Annotated in this window: 24 protein-coding genes; 19 read left to right on the top strand and 5 right to left on the bottom strand. The window is 52.2% G+C overall.

Annotated features, from left to right (window positions below):
• Position 1: 1 nt before the first annotated feature.
• The 3 genes from ACOBQJ_RS10590 to ACOBQJ_RS10580 all read right to left on the bottom strand — a co-directional run bounded on the left by ACOBQJ_RS10590 (position 2) and on the right by ACOBQJ_RS10580 (position 2,844).
• Entirely contained in the window at positions 2–307 is a 306-nt protein-coding gene (locus ACOBQJ_RS10590; RefSeq protein WP_421071731.1) for a LysO family transporter, read from the bottom strand.
• Positions 308–351: 44 nt separating this feature from the next.
• A complete protein-coding gene (locus tag ACOBQJ_RS10585; protein ID WP_421071730.1) occupies positions 352–1,248 on the bottom strand; it encodes a DMT family transporter in 897 nt (298 codons plus the stop codon).
• A gap of 75 nt (positions 1,249–1,323) precedes the next feature.
• On the bottom strand, positions 1,324–2,844 hold the full coding sequence (locus tag ACOBQJ_RS10580; protein ID WP_421071729.1) for an O-antigen ligase family protein: 1,521 nt from the start codon (positions 2,842–2,844) through the stop codon (positions 1,324–1,326).
• Between the two features lie 234 nt (positions 2,845–3,078).
• On the opposite strand from ACOBQJ_RS10580, the gene ACOBQJ_RS10575 reads away from it, so the two are divergent.
• From ACOBQJ_RS10575 to ACOBQJ_RS10550, 6 genes are all read left to right on the top strand, one after another.
• Positions 3,079–4,212, top strand: a complete 1,134-nt coding sequence (locus ACOBQJ_RS10575) for a glycosyltransferase (protein ID WP_421071728.1) — start codon at positions 3,079–3,081, stop codon at positions 4,210–4,212.
• Positions 4,205–5,368, top strand: coding sequence for a glycosyltransferase (locus tag ACOBQJ_RS10570; protein WP_421071727.1), 1,164 nt, complete (start codon positions 4,205–4,207; stop codon positions 5,366–5,368). The genes ACOBQJ_RS10575 and ACOBQJ_RS10570 overlap by 8 nt, the downstream gene beginning before the upstream one ends.
• A 247-nt stretch (positions 5,369–5,615) precedes the next feature.
• Positions 5,616–6,086: a hypothetical protein gene (locus tag ACOBQJ_RS10565; protein WP_421071726.1), complete on the top strand. Its 471-nt coding sequence runs from the start codon at positions 5,616–5,618 to the stop codon at positions 6,084–6,086.
• Positions 6,083–6,721 (top strand): accessory gene regulator ArgB-like protein, encoded by a 639-nt coding sequence (locus ACOBQJ_RS10560; protein WP_421071725.1) that lies wholly within the window; start codon positions 6,083–6,085, stop codon positions 6,719–6,721. The genes ACOBQJ_RS10565 and ACOBQJ_RS10560 overlap by 4 nt, the downstream gene beginning before the upstream one ends.
• Positions 6,718–6,849, top strand: coding sequence for a cyclic lactone autoinducer peptide (locus ACOBQJ_RS10555; protein WP_421071724.1), 132 nt, complete (start codon positions 6,718–6,720; stop codon positions 6,847–6,849). The genes ACOBQJ_RS10560 and ACOBQJ_RS10555 overlap by 4 nt, the downstream gene beginning before the upstream one ends.
• Positions 6,850–7,315: 466 nt before the next feature.
• Entirely contained in the window at positions 7,316–8,206 is an 891-nt protein-coding gene (locus tag ACOBQJ_RS10550; RefSeq protein ID WP_421071723.1) for an ATP-binding protein, read from the top strand.
• A gap of 164 nt (positions 8,207–8,370) precedes the next feature.
• Here ACOBQJ_RS10550 and ACOBQJ_RS10545 read toward each other — a convergent pair whose 3' ends face one another.
• Complete coding sequence (locus ACOBQJ_RS10545) at positions 8,371–8,856, bottom strand: DUF4330 domain-containing protein (protein WP_421071722.1); 486 nt, start codon at positions 8,854–8,856, stop codon at positions 8,371–8,373.
• 182 nt (positions 8,857–9,038) lie between these two features.
• On the opposite strand from ACOBQJ_RS10545, the gene fabZ reads away from it, so the two are divergent.
• From fabZ to ACOBQJ_RS10520, 5 genes are all read left to right on the top strand, one after another.
• Positions 9,039–9,464, top strand: coding sequence for a 3-hydroxyacyl-ACP dehydratase FabZ (gene fabZ, locus ACOBQJ_RS10540; RefSeq protein ID WP_421071721.1), 426 nt, complete (start codon positions 9,039–9,041; stop codon positions 9,462–9,464).
• Positions 9,465–9,681: 217 nt separating this feature from the next.
• The gene (locus tag ACOBQJ_RS10535) at positions 9,682–10,773 is read left to right on the top strand and encodes an MraY family glycosyltransferase (protein WP_421071720.1); all 1,092 of its coding nucleotides are present in this window, start codon (positions 9,682–9,684) and stop codon (positions 10,771–10,773) included.
• Positions 10,774–10,839: 66 nt separating this feature from the next.
• The gene (galU, locus tag ACOBQJ_RS10530) at positions 10,840–11,715 is read left to right on the top strand and encodes a UTP--glucose-1-phosphate uridylyltransferase GalU (protein ID WP_421071719.1); all 876 of its coding nucleotides are present in this window, start codon (positions 10,840–10,842) and stop codon (positions 11,713–11,715) included.
• Positions 11,715–12,638: an SDR family oxidoreductase gene (locus ACOBQJ_RS10525; RefSeq protein WP_421071718.1), complete on the top strand. Its 924-nt coding sequence runs from the start codon at positions 11,715–11,717 to the stop codon at positions 12,636–12,638. Before galU ends, ACOBQJ_RS10525 begins: the two co-directional genes overlap by 1 nt.
• A 59-nt stretch (positions 12,639–12,697) precedes the next feature.
• The gene (locus ACOBQJ_RS10520) at positions 12,698–13,384 is read left to right on the top strand and encodes a tetratricopeptide repeat protein (protein ID WP_421071717.1); all 687 of its coding nucleotides are present in this window, start codon (positions 12,698–12,700) and stop codon (positions 13,382–13,384) included.
• 197 nt (positions 13,385–13,581) lie between these two features.
• Here ACOBQJ_RS10520 and ACOBQJ_RS10515 read toward each other — a convergent pair whose 3' ends face one another.
• Positions 13,582–13,803: a hypothetical protein gene (locus ACOBQJ_RS10515; protein ID WP_421071716.1), complete on the bottom strand. Its 222-nt coding sequence runs from the start codon at positions 13,801–13,803 to the stop codon at positions 13,582–13,584.
• A gap of 107 nt (positions 13,804–13,910) precedes the next feature.
• On the opposite strand from ACOBQJ_RS10515, the gene ACOBQJ_RS10510 reads away from it, so the two are divergent.
• From ACOBQJ_RS10510 to ACOBQJ_RS10475, 8 genes are all read left to right on the top strand, one after another.
• Positions 13,911–14,648: a YetF domain-containing protein gene (locus tag ACOBQJ_RS10510; protein WP_421071715.1), complete on the top strand. Its 738-nt coding sequence runs from the start codon at positions 13,911–13,913 to the stop codon at positions 14,646–14,648.
• Positions 14,649–14,743: 95 nt separating this feature from the next.
• The gene (locus tag ACOBQJ_RS10505; protein ID WP_421071714.1) at positions 14,744–16,159 is read left to right on the top strand and encodes a phosphoglucomutase/phosphomannomutase family protein; all 1,416 of its coding nucleotides are present in this window, start codon (positions 14,744–14,746) and stop codon (positions 16,157–16,159) included.
• Positions 16,160–16,290: 131 nt separating this feature from the next.
• A complete protein-coding gene (gene murJ / locus ACOBQJ_RS10500; RefSeq protein WP_421071713.1) occupies positions 16,291–17,847 on the top strand; it encodes a murein biosynthesis integral membrane protein MurJ in 1,557 nt (518 codons plus the stop codon).
• Between the two features lie 58 nt (positions 17,848–17,905).
• Positions 17,906–18,160, top strand: coding sequence for a YlmC/YmxH family sporulation protein (locus tag ACOBQJ_RS10495; protein ID WP_421071712.1), 255 nt, complete (start codon positions 17,906–17,908; stop codon positions 18,158–18,160).
• Positions 18,161–18,399: 239 nt separating this feature from the next.
• Positions 18,400–19,590, top strand: coding sequence for a methionine adenosyltransferase (metK, locus tag ACOBQJ_RS10490; RefSeq protein ID WP_421071711.1), 1,191 nt, complete (start codon positions 18,400–18,402; stop codon positions 19,588–19,590).
• 165 nt (positions 19,591–19,755) lie between these two features.
• The gene (locus ACOBQJ_RS10485; RefSeq protein ID WP_421071710.1) at positions 19,756–20,214 is read left to right on the top strand and encodes a glycosyltransferase; all 459 of its coding nucleotides are present in this window, start codon (positions 19,756–19,758) and stop codon (positions 20,212–20,214) included.
• Positions 20,215–20,245: 31 nt separating this feature from the next.
• Entirely contained in the window at positions 20,246–21,955 is a 1,710-nt protein-coding gene (locus tag ACOBQJ_RS10480; protein WP_421071709.1) for a diguanylate cyclase, read from the top strand.
• Positions 21,956–22,741, top strand: coding sequence for a double zinc ribbon domain-containing protein (locus ACOBQJ_RS10475; protein WP_421071708.1), 786 nt, complete (start codon positions 21,956–21,958; stop codon positions 22,739–22,741).
• Positions 22,742–23,056 lie beyond the last annotated feature (315 nt).

Below are 23,056 nucleotides of genomic sequence, written 5' to 3'. Positions count from 1 at the left end.
ACTATTCACCGGCCTTACTGTTTCTCTCCAATGTTTTAAGGTTCTTAAGGATAAACCCGCTGAAAACCTGTAATGCGATCACACTGCCGGCAATGCTCAGAAAGGCTATGATAAACGCTTTTTTACCCATGGATGCAAGGGTGGACAGCAATTCCCGGTTTGAACCCAGCTGTGCGCCCATTACAACAAGTAAAAAATACAATCCCGCCAGGGTGATAAGGTTTGCTTTTTTTAAAGTCTGGCGGGAAGTTTGCCAAAAGGCGCCGAAGACAATGCCCGCCGCCAGTGAAAGTAATATATAAGTCATGCGAAAACCCTCAAAATTCATTTAGAACGGACTATAATACTCCGTTAATTGTTTTCCTTTAAAATTAATGTCTCTTTAGACTTTTCGGTCTGAAGTATTATTATGGCAGCCAGTATTACCAGGCCGCCCACGACCTGGGCCAGACGCAGCGACTCCGATAAAATGACGGAAGCAATGGCCACGGTAAAAACCGGCTCAAATGTGCTTATAATAGCGGCACGACTGGTTTCAATCCACTGCATCCCGGTAAAAAGAAAAACTATGGGCAGGGCAGTTGAAAACACAGCCAGTCCTATAATACTCCACCATCCGGATGGCGTTATCATAAAGTTCAATGTCCCGGTGGACAGGGCATACAAGTCAAAACCAGCAGCGGCGAAAAGAAGCATATAGCCGATCGTTACAGCGGGAGGCCTTTCTTTCGCGGCCTTGTTCCCCAATATAAGATATGCCGAGTAAGCTGCCGCTGCTCCCAGTCCAAAAACGACCCCGATAATATTGATATTTTTAATGGCTGTCCCCAGCACCATCACTAACCCAACAGTAGCGAGCACAAGCGCCGTACTTTTAATCGCGCTTGGTTTCAAGCGGCAGAACAAGCACTCGGCCAGGGCAACCATTACAGGGTAGGTGAAGAGGATGATCGAAGCCAGGGACGCGGTTAGTAATTCCAGTGATAAAAAAAACAAAGTGGAACTGAATGTGTACCCAAGGATGCTCATTAATACAATCCGTTTCAGTTCATTAAAGTTTATTTTTACCGGGTAACCCGCGGCAAATATTATAGCCCAGACAACCAGGCAGGCCAGGCTGAACCGGATGGCCAGGGTTGTAGGGACATTGGCCCCGTTGGCGTATGTTATTTTGGCCAGAATAGCCATGGTGCTGTAGCAAAAGGATGATGCGACAACCAGAAAAGCTCCACGCGTTGTTTTACTCATTATTGATTTATATTTAATCTCTTTCTACAATATTTTGCTTAAAAATGATTTTGTACGGTGATAGAAGCCTGACCCCTAATCCAGCGGGGGTGTTTCCTGGCCTCCCAGGTGGGGCAGCGCCGCGGCCATGCCGAGCAGAAGCCAGAAGTAAACACACATGGTGGGGACCTCGAAAATATTTTCCACCCCGTTATGCAGAAGCACGCCCATAAGGCCGGCGAACAGCCCCCCGGCAAGTCCCTTCAAGTAGGGATCGGTCAGCCTTCTGTAGGAGTTCAGTATACAGCGCACACCGCTGAACAGCAGCCAGACAAACGCGGCCAGGCCGATGATGCCCGACTCGGCCGCCGTCTTAAGGTAAAAGTTGTCGACATAGTTGCTGCTGGGAATGTAACGGGCCGCCACCGCCCCGCCGTATCGCCCGAATCCTTCACCAAAAAGCGGGTTGTTCTGCAGCTTCTCCAGGGCTTTATTCCAGCGGGCTACCCGTCCGGCCCTGGCGCTGCTCAGCAGGTAGGCCGGTGAGAGCATGTAGCCGATGCGCGAGGATATGCCCGGTATAAGCTTTGGCGCGGTGTAAGCTGCGGCTCCCAGTGCCAGCAATATGCGCCAGTTGTAGATGAGGCCGTAGATCAGGAAGGCGCCGGCCATGGCCAGCCAGGCCCCTCTGGAATACGTGAAAAACAGGCTCAGGGCCATCGGCGCCAGGCAGGCGATGTAGTAATATCTTTGCAGTCTGTTGTTGGCCGATAACAGCTGGCTGACTGTAAGCGGTATTAAAAGCACCAGGAAGCTTCCCAAAACGTTGGGGCTGCTCAGGATGGAAAATACCCTGGTCCTGACGCCTCCCTCCGCCGAATCCAGCCAAGTGGACGGGATCTCCACCCCGATAATATACTGGTACACCCCGTGGAGAGCTATCAGAGTGCCCAGGGCAACCAGCAAATTAACCAGTACCCGCGCCTGCTTTTTGTTCAGCAGCAGGTTGCTGGCGGCAAAGAACCACAGTACATACTCCACGTATACCCGCAGCCCTTCGACAGCGACGCCCATCTGGGGCGAGCGGACCAGGAAAAGGAAGACTGCTGCTGCCAGGAAGAGCATTATAGGCATGTCCATCGGAGTCAGGCGGTATGTCATCTTGCCCCGCAGGGCCATTTGGACCGGCCAGGCCAGGACAAGCAGGATCAGCAATAGCTCGTCCCAGTTGCTTGCCAGTAATGCAAATCTGGAATTCCGCAGGGCGAAGTCCACGGCAGGATAACAAATAACAGCCGCCAGGGCCGTTTCGACCCGGATCCCCGCTAAACTGGTGAGGAGTATGCTGCTTTGAAAGGCGGGGTGCGGTTTTAGGTTCAGCAAAAAACTCCCCGGCAGGCCTCTCCTGACAGCCTGTCCCGCCAACTGCAGCGGCCGCAATAACAGGCAGGCAATATAAGAAATCATCCTGGCAAAGAGCGAGCCGCGTACAGCATTCTGGCGGCTCTGCCAGGCCGTATCTGTAAGCCATCTGCAGAAAACGCTGTGCCGGCAAGTTCTGGACAGGCCGGCCGCCAGACGGCCGGTCAGGCTTTCCTGCCATGCCAGTGAGAACATAGCACATTTCCTCCTTAGTTGATCAATGACTATATTATTATAAATCAAAGCTGCCAGGAAATCTATGATCTAGTTGCTTCACCCCGGCCTGCCCGGACGCCATTTTATGTATACAGGGGATAACAACGGGAATGTTCGCCCGGCAGCCCGGCGGGCGGCCAAAAACTCAGAATCTCCTTGTGGAATGAATAGTAAATTGATAAAATGAGAAAAGCACAGCGGGAGGGCGCGTTTGTGGGACCTTTAAAGGTATTGCATATCATCGGCGGCGGGGAATTCGGCGGCGCTGAAAAACATATTTTAAACCTGGCCGGGGCGGTTGACCCCCAGGCAGTGGAGATTACGGTCTGCTGCCTTTTTAGCGCTCCCTTTGTGGAAGTCGCCGCCAGGGCCGGGATCAAGGCCTTGTCTGTGCCCATGCGCAGCAAAGCTGACTTTGGCGTGGTTAGAAAGCTGGCCGCCCAGATCCAGGGCGGGCGATATGATATAGTCCATACTCACGGTGTAAGGGCGAACCTTCTGGGGCGGCTGGCCGCCCGCCAGGCAGGGAAAAAGAAGGTAATTACCACAGTGCACAGCCTTTTGGAAAGGGATTACCAGGGAATAATAAACCGCAGTGCCAATAACCTGGCTGAGCGTTCGACGAGGTGCCTGACCGACCACTTTATCGCTGTTTCACAGGGGCTTAAAGACCGCCTGGTGGCCGGCGGTGTTCCCGCAAACACTGTCACGGTAATCCATAACGGGATATTGCTGGACGGTATCAGGCCTTCTGATGCCGCCGGGCCGGCTGTCAGAGAAAGGTTTTCGCCCGGAGACGGGGCCCTGGTGGGCATTGTCGCGCGGCTTCACGCGGTGAAAGGGCACCGTTATTTTATTGAAGCGGCGCGGGAAGTTCTGCGGCAGCGGCCCCAAACCCGTTTTCTTATCGTGGGGGACGGCCCGTACCGCCCTGTTTTAGAGAAGTTAACCGGCGGCATGGGGTTAAATGATAAGGTTGTATTTACAGGTTTTATTGAAGATATATATACATTGATGGCTGAACTGGACCTGCTGGTGATTTCCTCTTTGTGGGAAGGGTTCGGGCTGACAGCGATAGAGGCGATGGTCCTTGGCGTGCCGGTAGTGGCAACCGAGGTGGGCGGCCTGCCCGAGGTGGTCCGGCACGGGGAGACCGGCCTTCTGGCGCCTCCCGCCAACGCTGCAGCCCTGGCCAAAAGCATCGTCTGGATGCTGGACCACCCGTTAGAAGCCAGGGAAATGGCTGCGAAAGGCGGGGAAATAGTGCGGCGGAAATTCACCGCCGGTGAAATGGCCCGCCGGACTGTAGACCTGTATCGAAAGGTGGCGGGTGCGGAAGGTGTTTAAGGGAGAGAATATCCTCTGCCTGGCCGCTGCCGCCTGGGAGGGAATGTGGGCGCGGGCGCAGCAGTTCATGTCCATATTTGCCCGCCGGGGAAACCGGATAATTTATGTCGACCCCCCGCTTACATTTCTTTCCCCCCTGAAAAACCCCGCCCTGCGGGGCGCGCCGAAAGACCTCTGGCGGTGCGGCGGAGAGAATATCGGCGTTTACAGCCCGCCGGTTATACTGCCGTTCGGCAATATGTACCGGTCCATTAACCGTGTGAACCAGGGGATTATCGCCGGTGGCCTGAAAAGGATCTGCCGGGAACTGGAATTCAAGCCCACCATCTGCTGGACCTACCTGCCCAACACAGTCGACCTCAGCCTGCCCGCAGGCGTCACCCTTGTTTACGACTGTGCGGACGAGCATACCGCTTTTCCGGGCCTGATCAAAAAAGAAACAGTTTTACACATGGAAAAAGAGCTCTTTGCCCGCGCTGAAGCGTCGCTGGCCAGCGCCGGCGAACTCTGCCGGCGCAAGAAAGAGTTTGCCCCGGCTATCGAGCTGGTGCCGAACGGCGCCGATGTGGCGCATTTCAACAAGGCCATGAAGCCGGACCTGGAGGCGCCGGTGGAGCTGGCTGCCTTGACCCGCCCGGTTGTCGGTTATGTCGGGGCGATCAGCGCCTGGTTCGATCAGGAAATGCTGGCCGCCGCCGCCCGATTACACCCGGATTGGTCGTTTGTTTTGGTTGGTCCCGTGGACACCGACGTTTCGCTTCTTAATTCTCTGCCCAATGTACACCTGACCGGCCGCAGGGCGTATGCCTCTCTGCCGGCTTACCTGGGGTGTTTTGACATTGCCGTGATCCCCTTCAGGATCAACGAGCTGACCACGGGAGTGAACCCGGTGAAGCTTTACGAGTACCTTGCCGCCGGCCGCCCGGTTGTTTCATCTGACCTGCCGGAGGTAAGGCCGTTCAGCCCCCATGTGGCGGTCGCCGGGAACCCGGCTGAGTTCGTCAGGGGGCTGGAGGCGGAATTGGCCGGGGATTCACCTGAGAAAAGGGCAGAAAGAATTGAGCTGGCCGAACAGCACTCCTGGGAAGCCAGGGCTGAATCCGCCGCAGAGGCCGTTGAGCGGTCAGAAAAAGAAAATAGTATTTGGAAAACATGAATTAATGATAAGTACTCCCTGGGGCTGTTAATTTGAATTAATCAACTTTTTATAAGTTTGATCAGGATATTTTGAAATAACACTTAATTTAATAGGTGTTATTTTTTTACTTGTTAGACAAAATTTCACACGATTCAGATATTTTGTCGAATTATAATGGAAATTAGTAGAAAATAATGGCTTGAATTTACAGGACTTTAGAATTATATTGTCGAAATGCATGCTTTACAGAAGTTGGTGAGCATAAATGGAAAAATTACTGTTATTTCTTTTGCAGGGTATACCGGAATCGTCGGGACAATTTGCATTAAGTTTGGCCTTGCTGGGCGTTCCCCTGCGCTGGAAGCGCATCATAGCAGCGGGAACGGTATTTGCCCTTATTATGTTCTCTATAAGGACTCTTCCCTTTACTTTCGGTATTCACACGGCGGTAGGAGTATTCATAATTGTTTTCGCAATAAACAGGACTATTTCTCATATACCAATCACGAAAATTTTCATAGCAGTGCTTGTTAACTTTTCCACCTTACTCTTACTTGAATATGTGATAATGGAGATTTTTTTTGCTGCGACAGGACTTGATCCGAATTCAACCATAGCGGAAAATAGCAACGTTTTATGGATACTGTCGGGCCTGCCGCAGGCTTTGTTGCTAAATGTATTTGCCTTGTTAGTCGTCCGGTATAAAAAACCACAGGAGGATGCCTTGAGAATATGAGCTACCTCGCCTTCAGCAAAAATCTGGCCGGGTTCTTAACTGAAAGAGCCGGCCTCGCCGATGAGAAGGAAGCGGTCCTGGCTTATGCGATCGAGATGCTGGTTATCACCCTGGGCAACATTCTGTGCGCCCTAATGCTGGCCGCGCTGCTCGGCGTGCTGCCCGGTGCCCTGTCCTGCCTGGCGGCGGCTTTCATGTTCAGGTACACGGCCGGCGGCGCCCACTCGAGCTCCCCCTGGCGATGCGCCGCGGTCACCATAACCATATATCCGGCGCTGGCCCTGCTGGCTGTATCCCTTGCGGGGCTTGGCACAACATTTATCGATGCCCTTTCAGCCATAGCTATGCTGACCGGGCTGATTACAATTGCCGTTTTAGCCCCGGTCGACTCGCCGGCCGCCCCCATCATATCACCGCACCGGAGAAAGAAACTAAAAGCACTTTCCCTGGCGGTGTTTGCAATAATAGCGGCAACAGTCATCCTCCTGCGCTGGAGCGGCTGGGTTTACGCCGCCCAAATCCGGGTGTGTTTGATATTAACCGTCCTGTGGGTCAGTTTCATGCTCAGCAAGCCGGGGCACCGTCTGATGTTCCTGGTAGATAGAATAAAGTTAAAGGAGGTGCGAGATTTATGAGAAAAATGGCAGTACGACTAATTGTTTTCGCAACAACCACACTACTACTTCTAGCAAACGTATTCGCGGCGTCCGCATGCATGGGGGGGCATTATCAGCCGGAAGTTCCCCAATCGCTAAGGAGGTAAAAAAAGAGGTGGTCCTTCCACCTCTTTTTTAGCGATTAATTCGTTGGGGGTGAGTGTTTTGGAAATGGAATACGGTGTCGTGAACAGACAAAATTCGATCTACGAACACCTGTCGACCATGCAGACGTTATGTATATTCATATTGATGCTGGGCTTTATTGAGTATAAACAAGTCAGCATTTACCCTCTTAATAATTTGTATCTTTTTGCTTTTATGAGCTTAGCAGGGCTGGTTTCAGTTTTATTTTATAAATTAATATTTCTTTGTAATATTGATATTAGAGAGAGCCATACTCAAGATGATTCCAATTACAATATACTAATTAAATATGTATATGCAACCATCCCGTTTCTATTGGTTACAATACTATTCTTTATAAGGAATAACGGTTTTTTAATAGAGTCGGTCTTTGTGCTTCCCGTCTTATTTGCCGCGACAGTGATGGGCAAGAAGGGGGGGTACCTGATGACCACGGTTTGTTCTATGGTTTTAATTTTTAACCAGTCGGATATTAATATTGACTCACTGGTACTGGCTCTCGAGTTAAATATATTTCTTATCTGCACCATGTATGTGGTGGGCTGGTTTGTCGGCGGCCTGGTGGAAATTGAAGCGCAGCAACGCCAGCAGTTGAAGGAAAACATGCTGTCCCTTAAAGAAGAGATGGCCCGGCGGGAACAGATGGAGAAGGAGATGGCCCGCCTGGACAGGTTGAACACCATAGGAGAAATGGCCGCGGGCATCGGCCATGAAATCAGGAACCCGATGACGACCGTGAGGGGTTTCTTGCAGTTGATGGAGGAAAAAGAGAGGTATGCTCAGGACAGGGAGTTTCTTGAACTTATGCTCAGCGAGCTGGACAGGGCGAATTCAATTATTTCCGACTTCCTGTCCCTGGCCAAAAACAAGGCGGTGGACTTGAAGGAACAAAATCTTAACGCAATTATAGAAGGCCTTTTCCCTTTAATCCAGGCGGACGCCATGGTTGCAGACAAAAATATAGAAAAAGACCTGGGAGATATCCCGGCTTTATTATTAGATGAGAAAGAGATCCGCCAGCTAATTTTAAACCTGGTGCGAAACGGGCTGGAGGCAATGCCGGCCGGCGGCAAATTGACTATAAGGACTGTGGTGGACAGGGAAGAGGCGGTAATGGCGGTCCAGGACGAAGGCTCCGGTATCGAGGACGAGGTGCTGGGGAAAATAGGCACTCCCTTCTTTACCACCAAAGACACTGGGACGGGCCTGGGCCTGGCTGTGTGCAACAGTATCGCCGCCAGGCATAAAGCCAGAATAGATGTGCAGACAACACCAAAAGGCGCCACCTTTTATGTCAGGTTTAGACTATCGACGTAGCGCGGAGTTTATATTGCAGATACAACCAGTGATAGCGAAAAGGGGCACGACGTCTTGACGAAGTGCCTCCAATTAATTCACCCGATTTATTCGTTTCCGCTGGATATACAGCTGGATATATAAAAATGCGACAGCCGGGAACCGTCCCCGCTGTCGCACTCATTTTATTCTATGATTTCGACGTTCATAACCTGTCCCTTAAACTCGTAGAGTAAAGTTTTGACGTAGTACTCCTTGTTGCTCCTGATATCCTGTCCGCCTAGGTTGACTGTGCCGCCGGAAATAACCGTCTGCCCTTCCAGGGTAAAAATCACGTCTTTTAAATACGGGTCGATTGCCTCCACCCGCTGGCCGTTGCTGTCCGGATTGATCATGTAGGCAGGCTGTATCTTGAAGTCCTTCACTGCCACGTTGGTATAACTGGAGCCCGAAACTATCTTGTCCCCCACCTTGACATTACTTAGCATTTCCGGGCGTATGGCGGGAGTGATTACCGTTACCTTCACAGTTTTAGGGGTGTTCTGGGCGCTGTCCTGCCCCTTTATTTTATAAACCGCGCCGCCGATAACCAGCAAAACAGCTGCCAGTACCAGCAGGTCGACAACGTTTATCAGCCCAAAAAACTTTCCTTTTTCATCAATAATTTTCATCTTTTAGCTCCTTGTGCAATCTCTATATTACAATATAAATCAATTTTCCGCATAGATCAACTTGAAGATGCTGTCTTGCGGCCTCAGAAGGGATGTTTGTTTAAAAATAACAGGTTTGTATATGGCAGGTTTGCGTTTATAATGGTACAAACAGGTTTTATTGTATACCGGAGGTGGATTTGTTGCTGGATATAAATCAGATCCAGGAAATACTGCCCCACCGCTACCCCTTTCTGCTGGTGGACAGGATCCTGACCGTGGAAGAGGGCAAAAGGGCTGTGGGCATCAAGAACGTAAGCGTGAACGAGCCCTTTTTCCAGGGCCATTTCCCCGGTTACCCGGTTATGCCGGGGGTGCTGATCCTCGAGGCCATGGCACAGGTTGGGGCGGTCGCTGTTTTGAAGATGCCGGAATTCGCCGGTAAAATTGCTCTGTTTGCCGGTATGGACAAGGTCCGTTTCCGGAGGCAGGTATTTCCCGGTGACGTGCTCAGGATCGAGGTCGAGGTGCGGAAACTGCGCGGGACTTTTGGGAAAAGCTATTCCGCCGCCTACGTGGGTGACGAGATGGCCGCCGAGGCTGAAATGATGTTTGCCCTGCAGAAATAAAAGAAAAACAGGCCGCCATGTTTTCAAGGTGTTCTCAAATACTGCCGCAGATGGATACGGAATCAGGTGATAAGTGGAGCAATTCCAAGGGAACCGGCTTCCAATGCTTGCTAGCTAATTAAATGGTGTTATTGAGCTTAATTTTTGATATTGTCACATCTTGTCCAAATACGATAAAATAGCTATGATCCGTGTCTTTAACTAGGATCTTGGAGGGATGCTCGTGCAGATACCGGTAACGGCTATCGTACTTGCCCTGGGGTTAGCCTTGCTGGTTACACCGCTGGTCAAGAAATATGCCTTTAAGGTTGGCGCACTGGACCGTCCCGACCAGAGAAAAGTCCATCAGAGGGTTATGCCGAGGCTGGGCGGCCTGGCTATATATGTCAGCTTTATCGCGGCCGTTCTGCTGACCATGGATATTACCCTGCAGGTCTGCGGGCTTCTGGTGGGCGGCACCCTGATTATCATTCTCGGCTTTTTTGACGACACCAGGGGGCTGTCGCCCAGGCTTAAACTGGCGGGTCAGATAATAGCGGCGGCGGCTGTTATCCCGTTCGGGCTGGAAGTTAATTCTTTAACTAACCCGTTTTCTAACGAGATGCCGATACTTTTAGGCTACCTGAGTATTCCTGTAACTGTGCTGTGGATAGTATCTGTAACCAACGCGGTGAACCTTATCGACGGCCTGGACGGGCTTGCCGGCGGCACGTCTTTTATTTCAGCCCTGACCCTGGCCGGGGTGGTATGGATTGAGACCACAACCTCGGGCGTTTTCCCCGGTCAGAGTGAAGCTGTTGCCCTGGCCCTGATCTTGGTTGCCTCCATAGTCGGGTTTTTACGCTATAATTTTTATCCGGCTAAAATTTTTCTCGGCGATTCCGGATCAATGTACCTGGGGTTTAGCCTGGCTTCCCTGTCTATCATGGGTATGGCCAAAAGCGCCACGTTTATATCGGTAATTATACCCGTGGTCATTTTGGGCATTCCCCTGCTCGATACGGTATTCGCCATTGTCAGGCGTTACTGCGGACGCAGGCCTATTTTTCAGCCGGACAAGGAGCACCTTCACCACCGGCTGATCCAGATGGGGTTAAGCCACCGCCAGGCTGTCCTGTCCATTTACGGGGTTAATGTTGTCCTGGGCTTGAGCGCCATTGTCCTGACCCTGATCTCGCCCAAGCAGGCGGTGATATTCCTGGTGATCCTTTCAACGGTGATCCTGATGGCCGCAAACAAGATAGGTGTGGCCGGCACCGGCGGACAGGCGCCAATTGTGCCTCAACCGAATAAACAGCAGCGGTCCTGATGAACGGGCCGCTGTTTTACTATCGGCTGATTTGTCGAACCGAATCAAAAAAGGAGGATTTTTCTTATGAAAGTAATTAAAAAAGCGGTTATCCCGGCGGCCGGCCTGGGAGTCCGTTTTCTTCCCGCGACCAAGGCGCAGCCCAAAGAGATGCTGCCAATTGTTGATAAACCCGCCATCCAGTACATAGTCGAAGAAGTTATTGAGTCGGGCATTGAAGAGATACTGATTATAACAGGCAGAAACAAACAGGCTATAGAGGACCATTTTGACAAGTCACTTGAGCTGGAGGTGCGTCTGAAGGAAACCGGTAAAACACCCCTGCTTGAGCTGGTCCAGAGCATCAGCCGGCTCGCCCACGTCTGCTTTGTCAGGCAGAAGGAACCGCTCGGCCTCGGCCATGCCGTGCACTGCGCCCGCAGGTTCGTCGGCGACGAGCCTTTCGCGGTGCTGCTGGGCGACGATATCGTGGTTGGTGAGAAACCCTGCCTCAAACAGTTGACTGATATGTATAATGAAGTGCAGTCCTCTGTTATCGCCGTTATGGAGGTGCCTGAGAAGGACGTCTCCAAGTACGGTATCCTGGACTCGGTTGTAGAGCGCCCGGGTTTATACAGGGTCCGGGACCTGGTGGAAAAGCCCGCGCCGGAAAAAGCTCCCTCTAGGCTGGCGATAATGGGCAGGTATATTATAGAACCGCGTATTTTTTCGATCCTGGCTGAAGCCGGTCCCGGCGCCGGGGGCGAGATCCAGCTCACCGACGCCCTCAAGGTGCTGTGCGCGGAACAGCCTGTATACGGGATGACCTTTCAGGGTAAGCGATACGACGTCGGCGATAAGCTGGGCTACCTCCAGGCAACGGTTGAGTTTGCCCTGGCCCGGCCGGATTTGTCGGACGGGTTCCGGAGCTACCTTAAAAACATCTGCAAGGAGCTCAGCTGATGAAAGTCCTGGTAACCGGGGGGGCCGGCTTTATCGGCTCCCATATTGTTGATCTCCTGGTCCAGTCAGGCTGCCGGGTTTCAGTTGTGGATGACCTGTCCACGGGACGTTTTGAAAATATAAATCCCAGGGTGAATTTTTATAAGATCGATATACGCGACCAATATTTAGAAGAAGCCCTTGCCCGGGAGAAGCCGGAAGCGGTAATACACCTGGCCGCCCAGGCGGATGTGCAGCGGTCGCTGAAGGACCCGCGCGCCGATGCGGAAATTAACATCCTCGGGGCGATCAACCTTTTGAACGCCTGCGTTGGCTGTGGCGTCGGCAAGGTCGTTTACGCGTCCACCGCGGCCAGGTACGGCAATCCCTCCCGCCTGCCGCTGGATGAAAGCCACCCCGCACAGCCACAGTCACCATACGGTGTTTCTAAATATACCGTCGAACACTATCTCAGGGTTTACCGGGAATTATACGGAATTGATTACACGGCGCTGCGCTACGCCAATGTGTACGGGCCCCGTCAGGACGCTTCCGGTGAAGGCGGGGTGGTGGCCATATTTATAGACAGGCTTTTAAAAGGTGAGAGCCCGCATATCTTCGGCGACGGTGAACAGACCCGGGATTTCATCTATGTCAAAGATGTGGCCGCGGCGAATATGGCGTCGCTGCGCAGGGGGGGCGGAGGAGCCTTTAATGTCAGCACCGGCGCGGGGTTAACCGTTAACCATTTATTCCGGGAGCTGAAAAAAATTACCGGCACCCCGCTGGAGCCGGTATACCGGCCGCCCCGCCCGGGGGATATTACCCACAGTTACCTATCTAACGAAATTACCTGCGCCTCCCTCGGCTGGCGCCCACGCTACAGCCTGGGAGAAGGGCTGCGGGAAACCGTCGAGTTTTATAAAAAGTCGCAGGTGGTATGATATAACAAGGCGGCAAAAAGGTTTTAACGTCCTTAAATGTTTAACGGGGGATTTTCCAGATGAACAAGTTCCTCATATTTGTTTTACTTTCCTACCTGACCGGCAACCCCCTTCTGGTCCTGGTAATAATGCTGCTGGCAATATTTTTTGCCGAACGCCGCTTTGTCGGTATCCTGCCGGATGTCTTTGAGCCCTGGCGCAGGACAAAAAGGATCAGGCAGCTGAAGAGGGAAATCGCGATAAATCCGGCCAACGCCGAGTCTTACCTGGAGTTGGGCGAGGCTTATTTCCGGCAGGGAAAATACGAAAGCGCCCTGTCTTTTTTGGAAAACGCGGGCGGCAAGATGGAAGGGCACCCCCTTTTTCATTTTTACCTGGGCGCCTCATACTACCAGTGCGGCAGGATTAATATCGGTAAGGAAGAGATTGAAAAAGCGATTAAAGCGAACCCCAAGGTCAGCCTGGGGGAACCCTATGTATACCTTGTCCGGATTTACCTGGAGGAAGGACAGCCGGACGAGAAAATTGAGCATGTTTTTGATAAGCTTTTGTCATACGGCTCACCCAGGGTTTTTTACGAGGCCGGCCGGCAGTTTTTAAGCGGCAATGACAAAGAAAGAGCGCGCCGCCTCTTTCAGGAAACAATAGAAAGCTACGGGGCGTGCCGGGGATCGCTGCGGCGGAAATACAGGAGGTGGGCCGTCCTGGCAAAGATAAGCCTGTCCTCAATTAGTCGTGGGTCGTGAGATGTGTGACATGAGTATCCGGGCATTCCTTACGTCCTGCTCCCCATTTCCCATGCCTTGTGTTTCATTTGTCACAGCCTTATATCTTACGTCTCTTTTCGCCAGCTTCCCTCATCTTATTTTAATGTCTAAAGTTTCTAACTTTCATGTTTTTCAACTTCTCATTTAAACGTTACTTAATTTCTGGTGTTTTATTTTTACTCCTCATGTCCCACTTTTACGTTTCCTATACTCCTCCTCACGGCCAACATCCCTGTTGCTTTTTTCGGCTCTTTAAACTTCTCACGTCTCACGTCCCACATCTCACGTCTCATTATGCCCTTCACCCCGTCCGGCCTTTTTACCAGGGTAATATAATCCTCAAACATTTTCCTGCGCCTGGCTAGTTTTTTTAAAACATTGTCCTCATACTTTTCCATGCTCCGCCCTCCCTCTTTTCCCGCCCGGGTTTCTTAAACAGGTGCATAAATGCCACTTCTGCTGGCAAACTAATGCCTGTAGATTATACTGGGGGGAATGGCAAAATATGAATCCTTACCTGGAAATTTTAATCAGAGCTGTGGGCGCCTTTGCCGCGGTGATTTTTCTGACCAGGCTGGTGGGAAAGTCACAGGTTGGCGGACTGACCATCACAGACTGGGTCAACGGTATTGTTGTGGGGAGCATTGCCGCCGGGCTTGTTACACAGGTTAACGCGCCTGCCGGATATTATGTCTTCGGCCTCTTTCTGTTTATGGTCCTGAACATTGCCTCCAAGTGGGCCGGAATTAAGTACCGCCCCCTTCATAAGATCCTGGACGATGATCCCACGGTAATTGTCCACAACGGTAAAATATTGGAAAAAAATATGCGCAAGATGCGCTACAGCGTGGATGACCTGACCTCGCAGCTCCGCCAGAAGAATGCTTATAACATTTCCGACGTGGAATACGCCATCGCCGAGCCCAACGGACAGCTCAGCGTGCTTTTGAAAAGCCAGGCCTCTCCGCTGACGCCGCGGGATATCAAATTGCCGACATCTTACCGGGGTGTTCCGGCGGAGCTTGTGGTGGACGGGGTGATTATTCAGCAGAACCTGAGACAGAACAGCCTGGACGAGGAGTGGCTGCTGGGAGAGCTTCAGAAGCAGGGCATTCAGTCCTTAAAAGAAGTTTTTTACGCCAGCCTTGACACTGAGGGCAACCTTTATGTGGACAAAAAACGTGACGAAATGGACAACGTCCTGGATATTACCGATAAGCTTCCCGGCGGGATGCCGCAGTAATAATTGCATTCCCCGTAAGTTTTTATAAGCTGTAAGGGATTAATCCGGTACCTTAAAAGATTAGAAGAAATTCAGCTGCAAAGGGGCAGGAAAAATTGAAAAAAATATTTTTTGGGACAGACGGGTGGCGCGGCATCCTGGCCGAGGATTTTAATTTTTCCAATGTACGCCTGGTAGCCCGTTCCATAGGTATGTATATCTTAGACCACGGCCTGGCGGCAAGAGGTGTTGTGGTTGGCTACGACAACCGTTTTTTTTCCGACCGCTTCGCCGCGGAAATAGCCGGGGTGCTGTCCGGGCAGGGTATCCCGGTCCGCATCACAGATGGCGCTGCCCCTACTCCCGTGGTGGCTTATGCGGTAAAACTGTACCATGCGGGCGGCGGGATCATGCTGACCGCCAGCCACAACCCGCCTGAATACAACGGCATAAAATTTATACCGGAATACGCGGGACCGGCGCTGCCCCATATCACCGGTGAAATAGAGGACAATATCAGGAAGACGATGGATGCCGCCGGCAGGGAAACAGATAACGGAGGCAGCAAAAAAGCCGCGGTAATAAAGGTAAACCCATACCCGGATTATGCCCGCCATATGAACACACTGGTGGATATCAATGCTATTGGGGAAGCCGGGTTAAAAGTAGTCGTAGACCCGATGCACGGCGCCGGGGCGCGTTACCTGGAAAACATGTTAATGCACGCGGGGGCTTTGGTTACCGCAATTCGCGATTACAGCGACCCCCTGTTTGGCGGCGGACTGCCTGAACCCACAGCCGGGTCCCTTGGCCTTTTGCGGGAAAAGGTCATAAACAGGGGCGCTCACCTGGGCTTGGCCCTGGACGGTGACGCCGACCGCTTCGGCATAATCGACAGAAGCGGTGAATTTATAACCCCCAACCAGTTTCTGCCCGTTTTGTTGTATCACCTTTACAACGTTAGGGGGATGCGGGGTCCGGTGGCGCGGACTGTCGCCACCACCCACCAGCTGGACAGGATAGCCGGCAGAGCCGGTCAGCAGGTATTTGAAACGCCGGTTGGTTTTAAATATATTGCGCAGTGCCTTACCGAAAAAGGCGCCGTTCTGGGAGGCGAAGAAAGCGGGGGGCTGTCCGTGCAGGGCCATGTGCCGGAAAAAGACGGTATCCTGGCGGGGCTCCTGGCGGCTGAAATTGTCGCGGTACATGGCAAAAGCCTGAACGAGCTGATGGAACAGGTGGCCGTGGAATATGGAAGCCTGTACAGCGAACGGCTGGATGTCCATACCTCCCTACCGGAAAAGGAACGGGTTTTGAGGCTTTTAAAGGAGCTGAAACCATCGTCTCTGGGAAAACGGCGGGTTGCAGGAAGGAATGCGGTTGACGGGGTCAAGTTTTTGCTCGAGGGAGGAGCCTGGGTGCTTGTCCGTCCCTCCGGGACCGAACCGCTGTTCAGAATTTATGTGGAAGCGAGCACCCCTGAAGAATTGAAGGAGATACAGAAGGATACGAAAACACTGCTAGGGCTCTAAAACGTGTCAGGAGAACCGTCCCCTTGACACGATCGTGTCAAGGGGACGGTTCTCCTGACACGCTTAAGAAAAATATTCCAGGAGGAGGATTTATTTTCTTGGGGTAGAAATAAAGTAAACGGTGTTGAAAAATGACGACTGGTAAATTCATCTTCAAGGCGACGCTTCTGATCGCCTTTTTTATCTTGATGTCCAAGGTGCTTGGACAAGTTCGGGAATCTGTAATAGCGAGCCTGCTGGGAACTACCTACCTGGCGGACGCTTACCAGATAGCCATGAAGGCGCCGAACATGCTTTTCGCCATTATCAGCGGGGCGCTGGCCACGGTGATAGTGCCTGTTTTTACTGATTACGTCTCCAGGGGCGAGAAAAGTGAGGCCTGGAAGCTGTTCAACACGGTCATGGTCCTGGTCTTTTTTTTCTTCCTGTTTGCCTCTGTCATCGGGATTGCGGCGGCGCCCATACTGGTCAAGCTTGTGGCGCCGGGCTTTTCAGGCCTGACCAGGGACCTGACTATTGAACTCTCGCGGATTATCCTGCCGTGGATGGTCTTCGCAGCCCTGGCCTCCCTATTCACCCAGCTTCTAAACGCCAATAATATTTTCGGCATCCCGGCCTTCAGCACCTCAGTCAACAATGTCTTTATCATTGTTTTTGCTCTTACCCTCGGTAAAATATACGGCGTATACGGCCTGGCCCTGGGCACGACTCTGGCCATGGCCGCCATGGCCCTGGTGCAGTTTCCCGTTCTTTGCAAGACGGGGTTCAGGATAAATCTGCGGCTGGACCTGCGCCATCCCGGCCTGAGAAAGATATGGGTCCTCGCCCTGCCGTCTTTATTCAGCCTGTCGGTTATCCAGGCCAATGTGTTTGTGACTTTTGTGCTGGCTTCCTGGCTGGTCGTAGGAAGCGTCTCGTCGCTTGGGTACGCTTACAGGTTGTACCTGTTACCTGTAGATCTGCTGGTTACCGCCCTGACGACGGCTGTTTTCCCCACCATTTCCCGGCTGGCTGCCGAGGTTGAGATGGAAAGCTTTGCCGCAACCCTGCTCAGCTCATTAAAGGTTGTATTCGTTGGGATTATCCCGGCCAGCATGCTGTTCATAACTTTAAGTCACCCGATAGTGAACTTTGTTTACGGATGGGGAGTTTTTGACGAGAAAGCAGCGGCAATGACCTCTGCCGCGCTTATATTCTATTCAGTGGGTACGGTGGGTTATGCAAGCGCTTATCTTCTAGTCCGCGGTTTTTACTCCCTGCAGGATACCCGCACCCCGCTCAAATTAAGTATAGTACAGGTCCTGATTAACCTTGGCCTCAGCCTGTTGCTGATCGGGCCTCTCCAGCACGCCGGCCTGGCCCTGGCCAGTTCCCTCTCCAACCTGGCCTATATGGTTTTGCTGATGTGGTACCTGGGGAAAAAAGTTCCCGGCCTGTACCAGGGGGGCCTGTTGAAATTTATACCGGCAGTCATAACAGCCGCATCCTTGATGGCTGTGGTGTGCTACGTGGTCAGCGGCGAGCTGGCGGGCCAGGTGCATGGAAAAATAAGCCTCATAATCCAGATTGGCCTTTCTGGAATGGCCGGGCTGGGAGTTTTTGTGGCTGCACTTTTCGCCATGAGGCTGGAAGAGGCTCATGTACTCTGGCGGGCTTTCAAAAAGGCGCTGGCTGGACGGCGGGCTTAATTGGGATTGTAACCTTTCCGCCCCCGGCCACATACGCTGGTGGGAGGAGGTGTGAGCAATGCTGTTCAAGATTTCCGACCTGGGCTTAAGAGATATCGTAAACCTGGTTGACGGGGCGAAACTGGGGCCCGTCAGCGATGTTTACATAGACCTGGAAACCGGGAAGGTGCTTTCACTGGTGCTCTCCGGCGGCAAAAAGTATTTCGGGCTCATGAACGCCGGCAGGGACGTTGTGGTGCCCTGGGAGAAAATCAAAAAAATTGGCGTGGACACGGTCCTGGTCGAAGTTGAGAATAACGCGAGGGCTCTGTAATTTGAAATAGATTAGACTTTAGTAATGTGCGGTTCTAGCCGCGCATTATTTTTTAAGTGTTAATTTAAAACTGACGCGTAATTTCGTAAAATTTGACATTAACGCTGTGGTTTTGTTAGAATATATTATCCATACATTCCTTTATTAGCAAATAGAGGGTTGCCATACAGTTATCTGAACCTCTGACCCGGAGGTTTGATTTGTGTTTAGGATGTTTTCCATATTAAGGAGGTATCATTATGGGCAGGCAGTTATTTACATCTGAATCAGTAACAGAGGGGCATCCCGACAAAGTTGCCGATCAGATTTCTGACGCGGTGCTGGACTCAATATTTGAAATAGATCCTTTTGCCCGTGTGGCCTGCGAAACCATGGTTACAACGGGCCTGGTCCTGGTAGCCGGTGAGATTACCACAGAATGTTATGTTGACATTCCCAAAGTTGTCCGGCAGACGGTCTGCGATATAGGCTACACAAGGGCGAAATACGGGTTTGACTGCGATACCTGCGCGGTCCTCACCGCTATTGACGAGCAGTCCTGCGATATTGCCCAGGGTGTGGACCGTTCGCTGGAAACCCGGGACTGTGAAGGAGGCGTCGATCAATTCGATTTAATTGGAGCAGGCGACCAGGGCATGATGTTCGGGTATGCCACAAACGAGACACCCGAATTGATGCCTATGCCGATATCAACCGCCCACCGCCTGGCCAGGCGGCTGGCTGAGGCCCGGAAGAGCGGTCTGGTTCCTTATCTGAGACCGGACGGTAAAACCCAGGTTACCGTTGAATATGAGAACGGCCGGCCCCGGCGCATGGATACCATTGTAGTTTCAACCCAGCATCACCCTGAGGTGGAACTGGCGGTGATCCGGGAAGATGTGATCAACAAGGTAATCAAGGCGGTTGTTCCACCGGAATTTATAGACAAAGATACGCGGTTTTTTGTCAACCCGACCGGCCGTTTTGTCATCGGCGGACCCCAGGGAGATACCGGACTTACCGGCAGGAAGATCATCGTTGATACGTACGGCGGTATGTCCAGACACGGCGGGGGCGCCTTCTCGGGAAAGGACCCGACCAAGGTTGACCGGTCGGCCAGCTATGCCGCCCGCCACGTTGCGAAAAACATTGTCGCAGCCGGGCTGGCTGACAAGTGCGAGTTTCAGGTGGCATACGCCATCGGGGTGGCGCACCCGGTTTCGATCATGGTTGACACATTCGGCACCGGTAAAATTGACGAACAGATGCTGATTAAACTGGTAAGAGAGCACTTCGACCTGCGTCCCGCCGCCATAATCGAGAAATTAAACCTGCGCAGGCCCATATATAAGCAGGTAGCGGCATACGGTCACTTCGGGAGGATTGACCTGGACCTGCCCTGGGAGGCGACTGACAAGGCTGAGGCCTTGCGGAGGGCGGCAGGCATATAGCTAATAGGGACGGTTATCTTTCACATATATACAACAGACTCGTATCTTAACAAAACATTTACAACCTGAGCCGGGCAAACCCCGGCTTATTGTTTTATAATGCTATACTTTACTGTTATCACCCCCGCATGGCGTAACGCATAATTTGCATGAGGGGGTGTAAGCTTGAAACCGGTTTTTCTATTGCTGGCCTTCCTGGCTGCCGCGGCTGTCCTGTTATGGAAAATATGCAGCCGGGTTAAAAAAAAGCGGCTGCCGGAGCCCGGCAGGATAAATATAAGGATATTGGTTAAAAACCAGGAGACATGGATGGAAGGGTTCGTCCGCAAACTATTCAGGGTAATTAAAGACAGTGACCGCCTGGAAGTATTTCTGGTCGACGACGGTTCAAGCGACCGCACTGCTGATATCCTTAACTGCCTGGAAAGGATATACCCTTTGCGTACACTGACCGCGGGAGAAGACAGTACGATAAATAATTGCGGCCCCGTTACGGGCCCCGGGCCCTCTATGGTCCTGCGATTTGATGTAAGGGGCCTGAAAGGCAGGGATCTATTAAATGCGCCCTTGTTCTGCCATCTCTCCCATTTAAACGAAGGTAAATCTCAAGTTTTGTCGAAGTAGTTCCTACCTGTTAATTTGGGGTGTGAGTATCTTGCGGGCTAAACAGGGAGCGCTTCATATTATCTTTACCTGGGTGGTCGTGGGACTGGCTGTCTGGCAGCTGGCCGTTATGCTGCCTGCCCTGGAACTCGACAGCGTGCGGGAGCTGCTGGTGATTGTCTTCCTGGGCGTGCTCGCAGAGTGCCTGGCTGTCCCTTTTACTTACGGCAGGCTTTCGGGCGCTTTTGTGTTAGTCCTGTCAACCTTCCTGATTTACGGCCCGGCTGCCGCGGCCTGGGTGAGCTGCCTGGCCGCCCTTTTCGGACAAGGTATCGCCAACCGGGGCAACCCGATCCGCACGGCATTTTTCAATGCCGGCCAGTATGTGCTGGCAGTGGCGGCGGCAGACATGCTGTTCCGGTTAAGCGGCGGCGCGCAGGGGCTGGTGTTGCCGGCCAATATATTGCCGCTCCTTGTTTTTACGATATCCTATATCACGGTCAACCATATCCTGGTATACCTGTACCTGGTGCCGAACAGGCAGGGCGTGTCAGGCCGCGTTTCCTGGATTGACAGCGTCAAGTGGGATATGCTGACCTATTTCTTTGCCGTTCCCCTGGGTATTTTAATTGCCATGATGTACGGCCACATCGGGCTTTCAGGGACGGTCCTCCTCTTTTTTTCCATCCTCGCCGTCCAGCTGATACTGCGCTTCTACGTGTCTCTCCAGGTAACCAACATGGAGCTGACCGCTTTTTATAAAGTCGCTAAAACCCTTGAAGGCAATCCAAACTCTACGGAAGTCATGGAACAGATATTAACAAACGCTAAAAAGGCTGTTCCGTTTCGCACCGGTGTGGCCTATCTCCGTCCGGAAGAAGGAGCGCCCTACCTTCCCGTGGCCGTAACCGGGCCTTATGCCAGGCAGCTTATGTCAACCGCTGTTTACCAGGGAGAGGGTGTGTTCGGGCTGGCCCTGGAAAACAGGGAGCCTGAAATAATATATGACACCAGGACTCACCCTCTGGCTCAAAAAGAGCCTGGTTTATGCCAGGCCCTGCGCTCGCTGATCATCGTCCCGCTTTTTTCGGGCAGTGATTCGCTGGGAGTAATTGTGCTGGGTGAAAAGCGGCCTCTGGTTTTTGATCACAAGCACCTGCATATTATGACCGTCCTGGCCGGGCAAGCGGCGGTGGCCCTGGAAAACTACCTTCTGAACAGCAGGCTCAGCCAGGTCCTGTCCAGGGACACGCTCACAGGTTTATTAAATTTCGACGCTCTATGGGGTATGGTTTCCGAGTGCTGTGAAAGTTCCCCGAAGGAAGATTATCCTGTCGGGCTGGTTTTAATCGACATAGATCGTTTTAGAATATTTAACCAGCGTTATGGCCGGGCGGCGGGAGAAATGGTGCTGGTGGAGCTGGCAACCCTGGTCAACAGCAATTTGCGCAAGGATGACGCGGTGTCGCGCTACGGCGGCGATGAGCTGGCCCTGCTGCTGCCGGGGGCCGGGGGTACGCGGCTGGTTGACCTGGCGGAAACATTATTGAAAAGAATTCGCGGGCAAATTTTCCTGCGGGGAGAAGGCAGGTCGGCCAGGATTACAGTTAGTATCGGCACTGCGGAATTTCCCCGGGACGCCGGCGACCCGACCGGTCTTTTTAACGCGGCGCAGAGAGCGCTGGACAAGGCTAAAGAAAGCGGCGGGGACAGGGTTGTTTCCGCCGCGGTGCCGCTGGTTGACCAATGCCGGTTGTTCTGATTGATTTTAAATTACCGTGATGATACCACCTGGAGGGTCTACGTATTGCTGTCTCTCTGGAAAGACCTGCTAAACCTTATTTTCCCGCCCGGTGTGGACTGCCCCTTCTGCGGCGGGCCAAGGCAGGGAAACGATATATGCGGCAAGTGCCGCTCTATCATCGCCTGCTACAGCCAGGAACTATACTGCAGGCGGTGCGGCCGCTTTACCGGGAAGGGCTCGGTAATCCCCAGGGTTTCCGGCCATTTTTGTTTTACCTGCAGAAAGCAGGAATGGCCTTTCGAGCTAGCCCGGGCGGCCGGCCCTTATGAAGGCGTATTGAAGGAAACGATCCACCGTTTCAAATACCTCGGCCGCCGGGGCCTTGCTTCCAGCCTGGCCGGCCTGATGGCGGAAACTGCCCGCGCGGAACCTTTATTTACCTCGGCAGACCTGGTACTGCCGGTGCCGCTTTCAGATGAAAAGCTCCGGTTGAGAGGTTTTAACCAGGCTGCCCTCCTGGCTGACGAAGTCGGGTACCGGCTTCAGATACCTGTAAACGACAGGCTTCTGGTCAAGGATTTTGAGACCAGCTCCCAGGCCGGCCTGAACAGGACCGCCAGGGAGATTAACCTCAAAGGGGCCTTTAGAGTGACAAATGCTGATGCAATTCATGGCAGGAACATCATGATCATCGATGATGTTTTTACAACCGGCAGCACTATGTCGTCAGCAGCTCTTGTTATTCGCTCCGCCGGGGCAAGACATGTGTTTGGTCTTACCGCCGCTGCCGGCCGGTATTTCTAATTTTCTACAAAATTCATGCCAGTGTTTTACATAAAATGACATTATATTTCAGGCGTTAATATTTTACCCACATAGAAAAGGCCGATATATTAAGTTATTAACAACGTTATACACATTATCCACAGGTTTTTCTTCACATCAGCACATGCAAAAGGAATTTTTCGACATTTGTGGGTTTCATAAAGACCTTTTATCGAACGCGCTCCATAAATAAAACTTATAATTTCTATTTAATTTATACAGTGCTTGCTATGGCAAAAATGTGGAAAGCTTGACAATCTTATCCCCCTTATGTTAACATTTCAATACAAATTA

Origin of the sequence: Pelotomaculum propionicicum (assembly GCF_048984525.1) — a bacterium.
Classification (GTDB): Bacteria; Bacillota; Desulfotomaculia; order Desulfotomaculales; family Pelotomaculaceae; genus Syntrophopropionicum; species Syntrophopropionicum propionicicum_A.
Note: the sequence above shows the minus strand (reverse complement) of the source record. Positions and strands in the feature narration are given on the sequence as shown.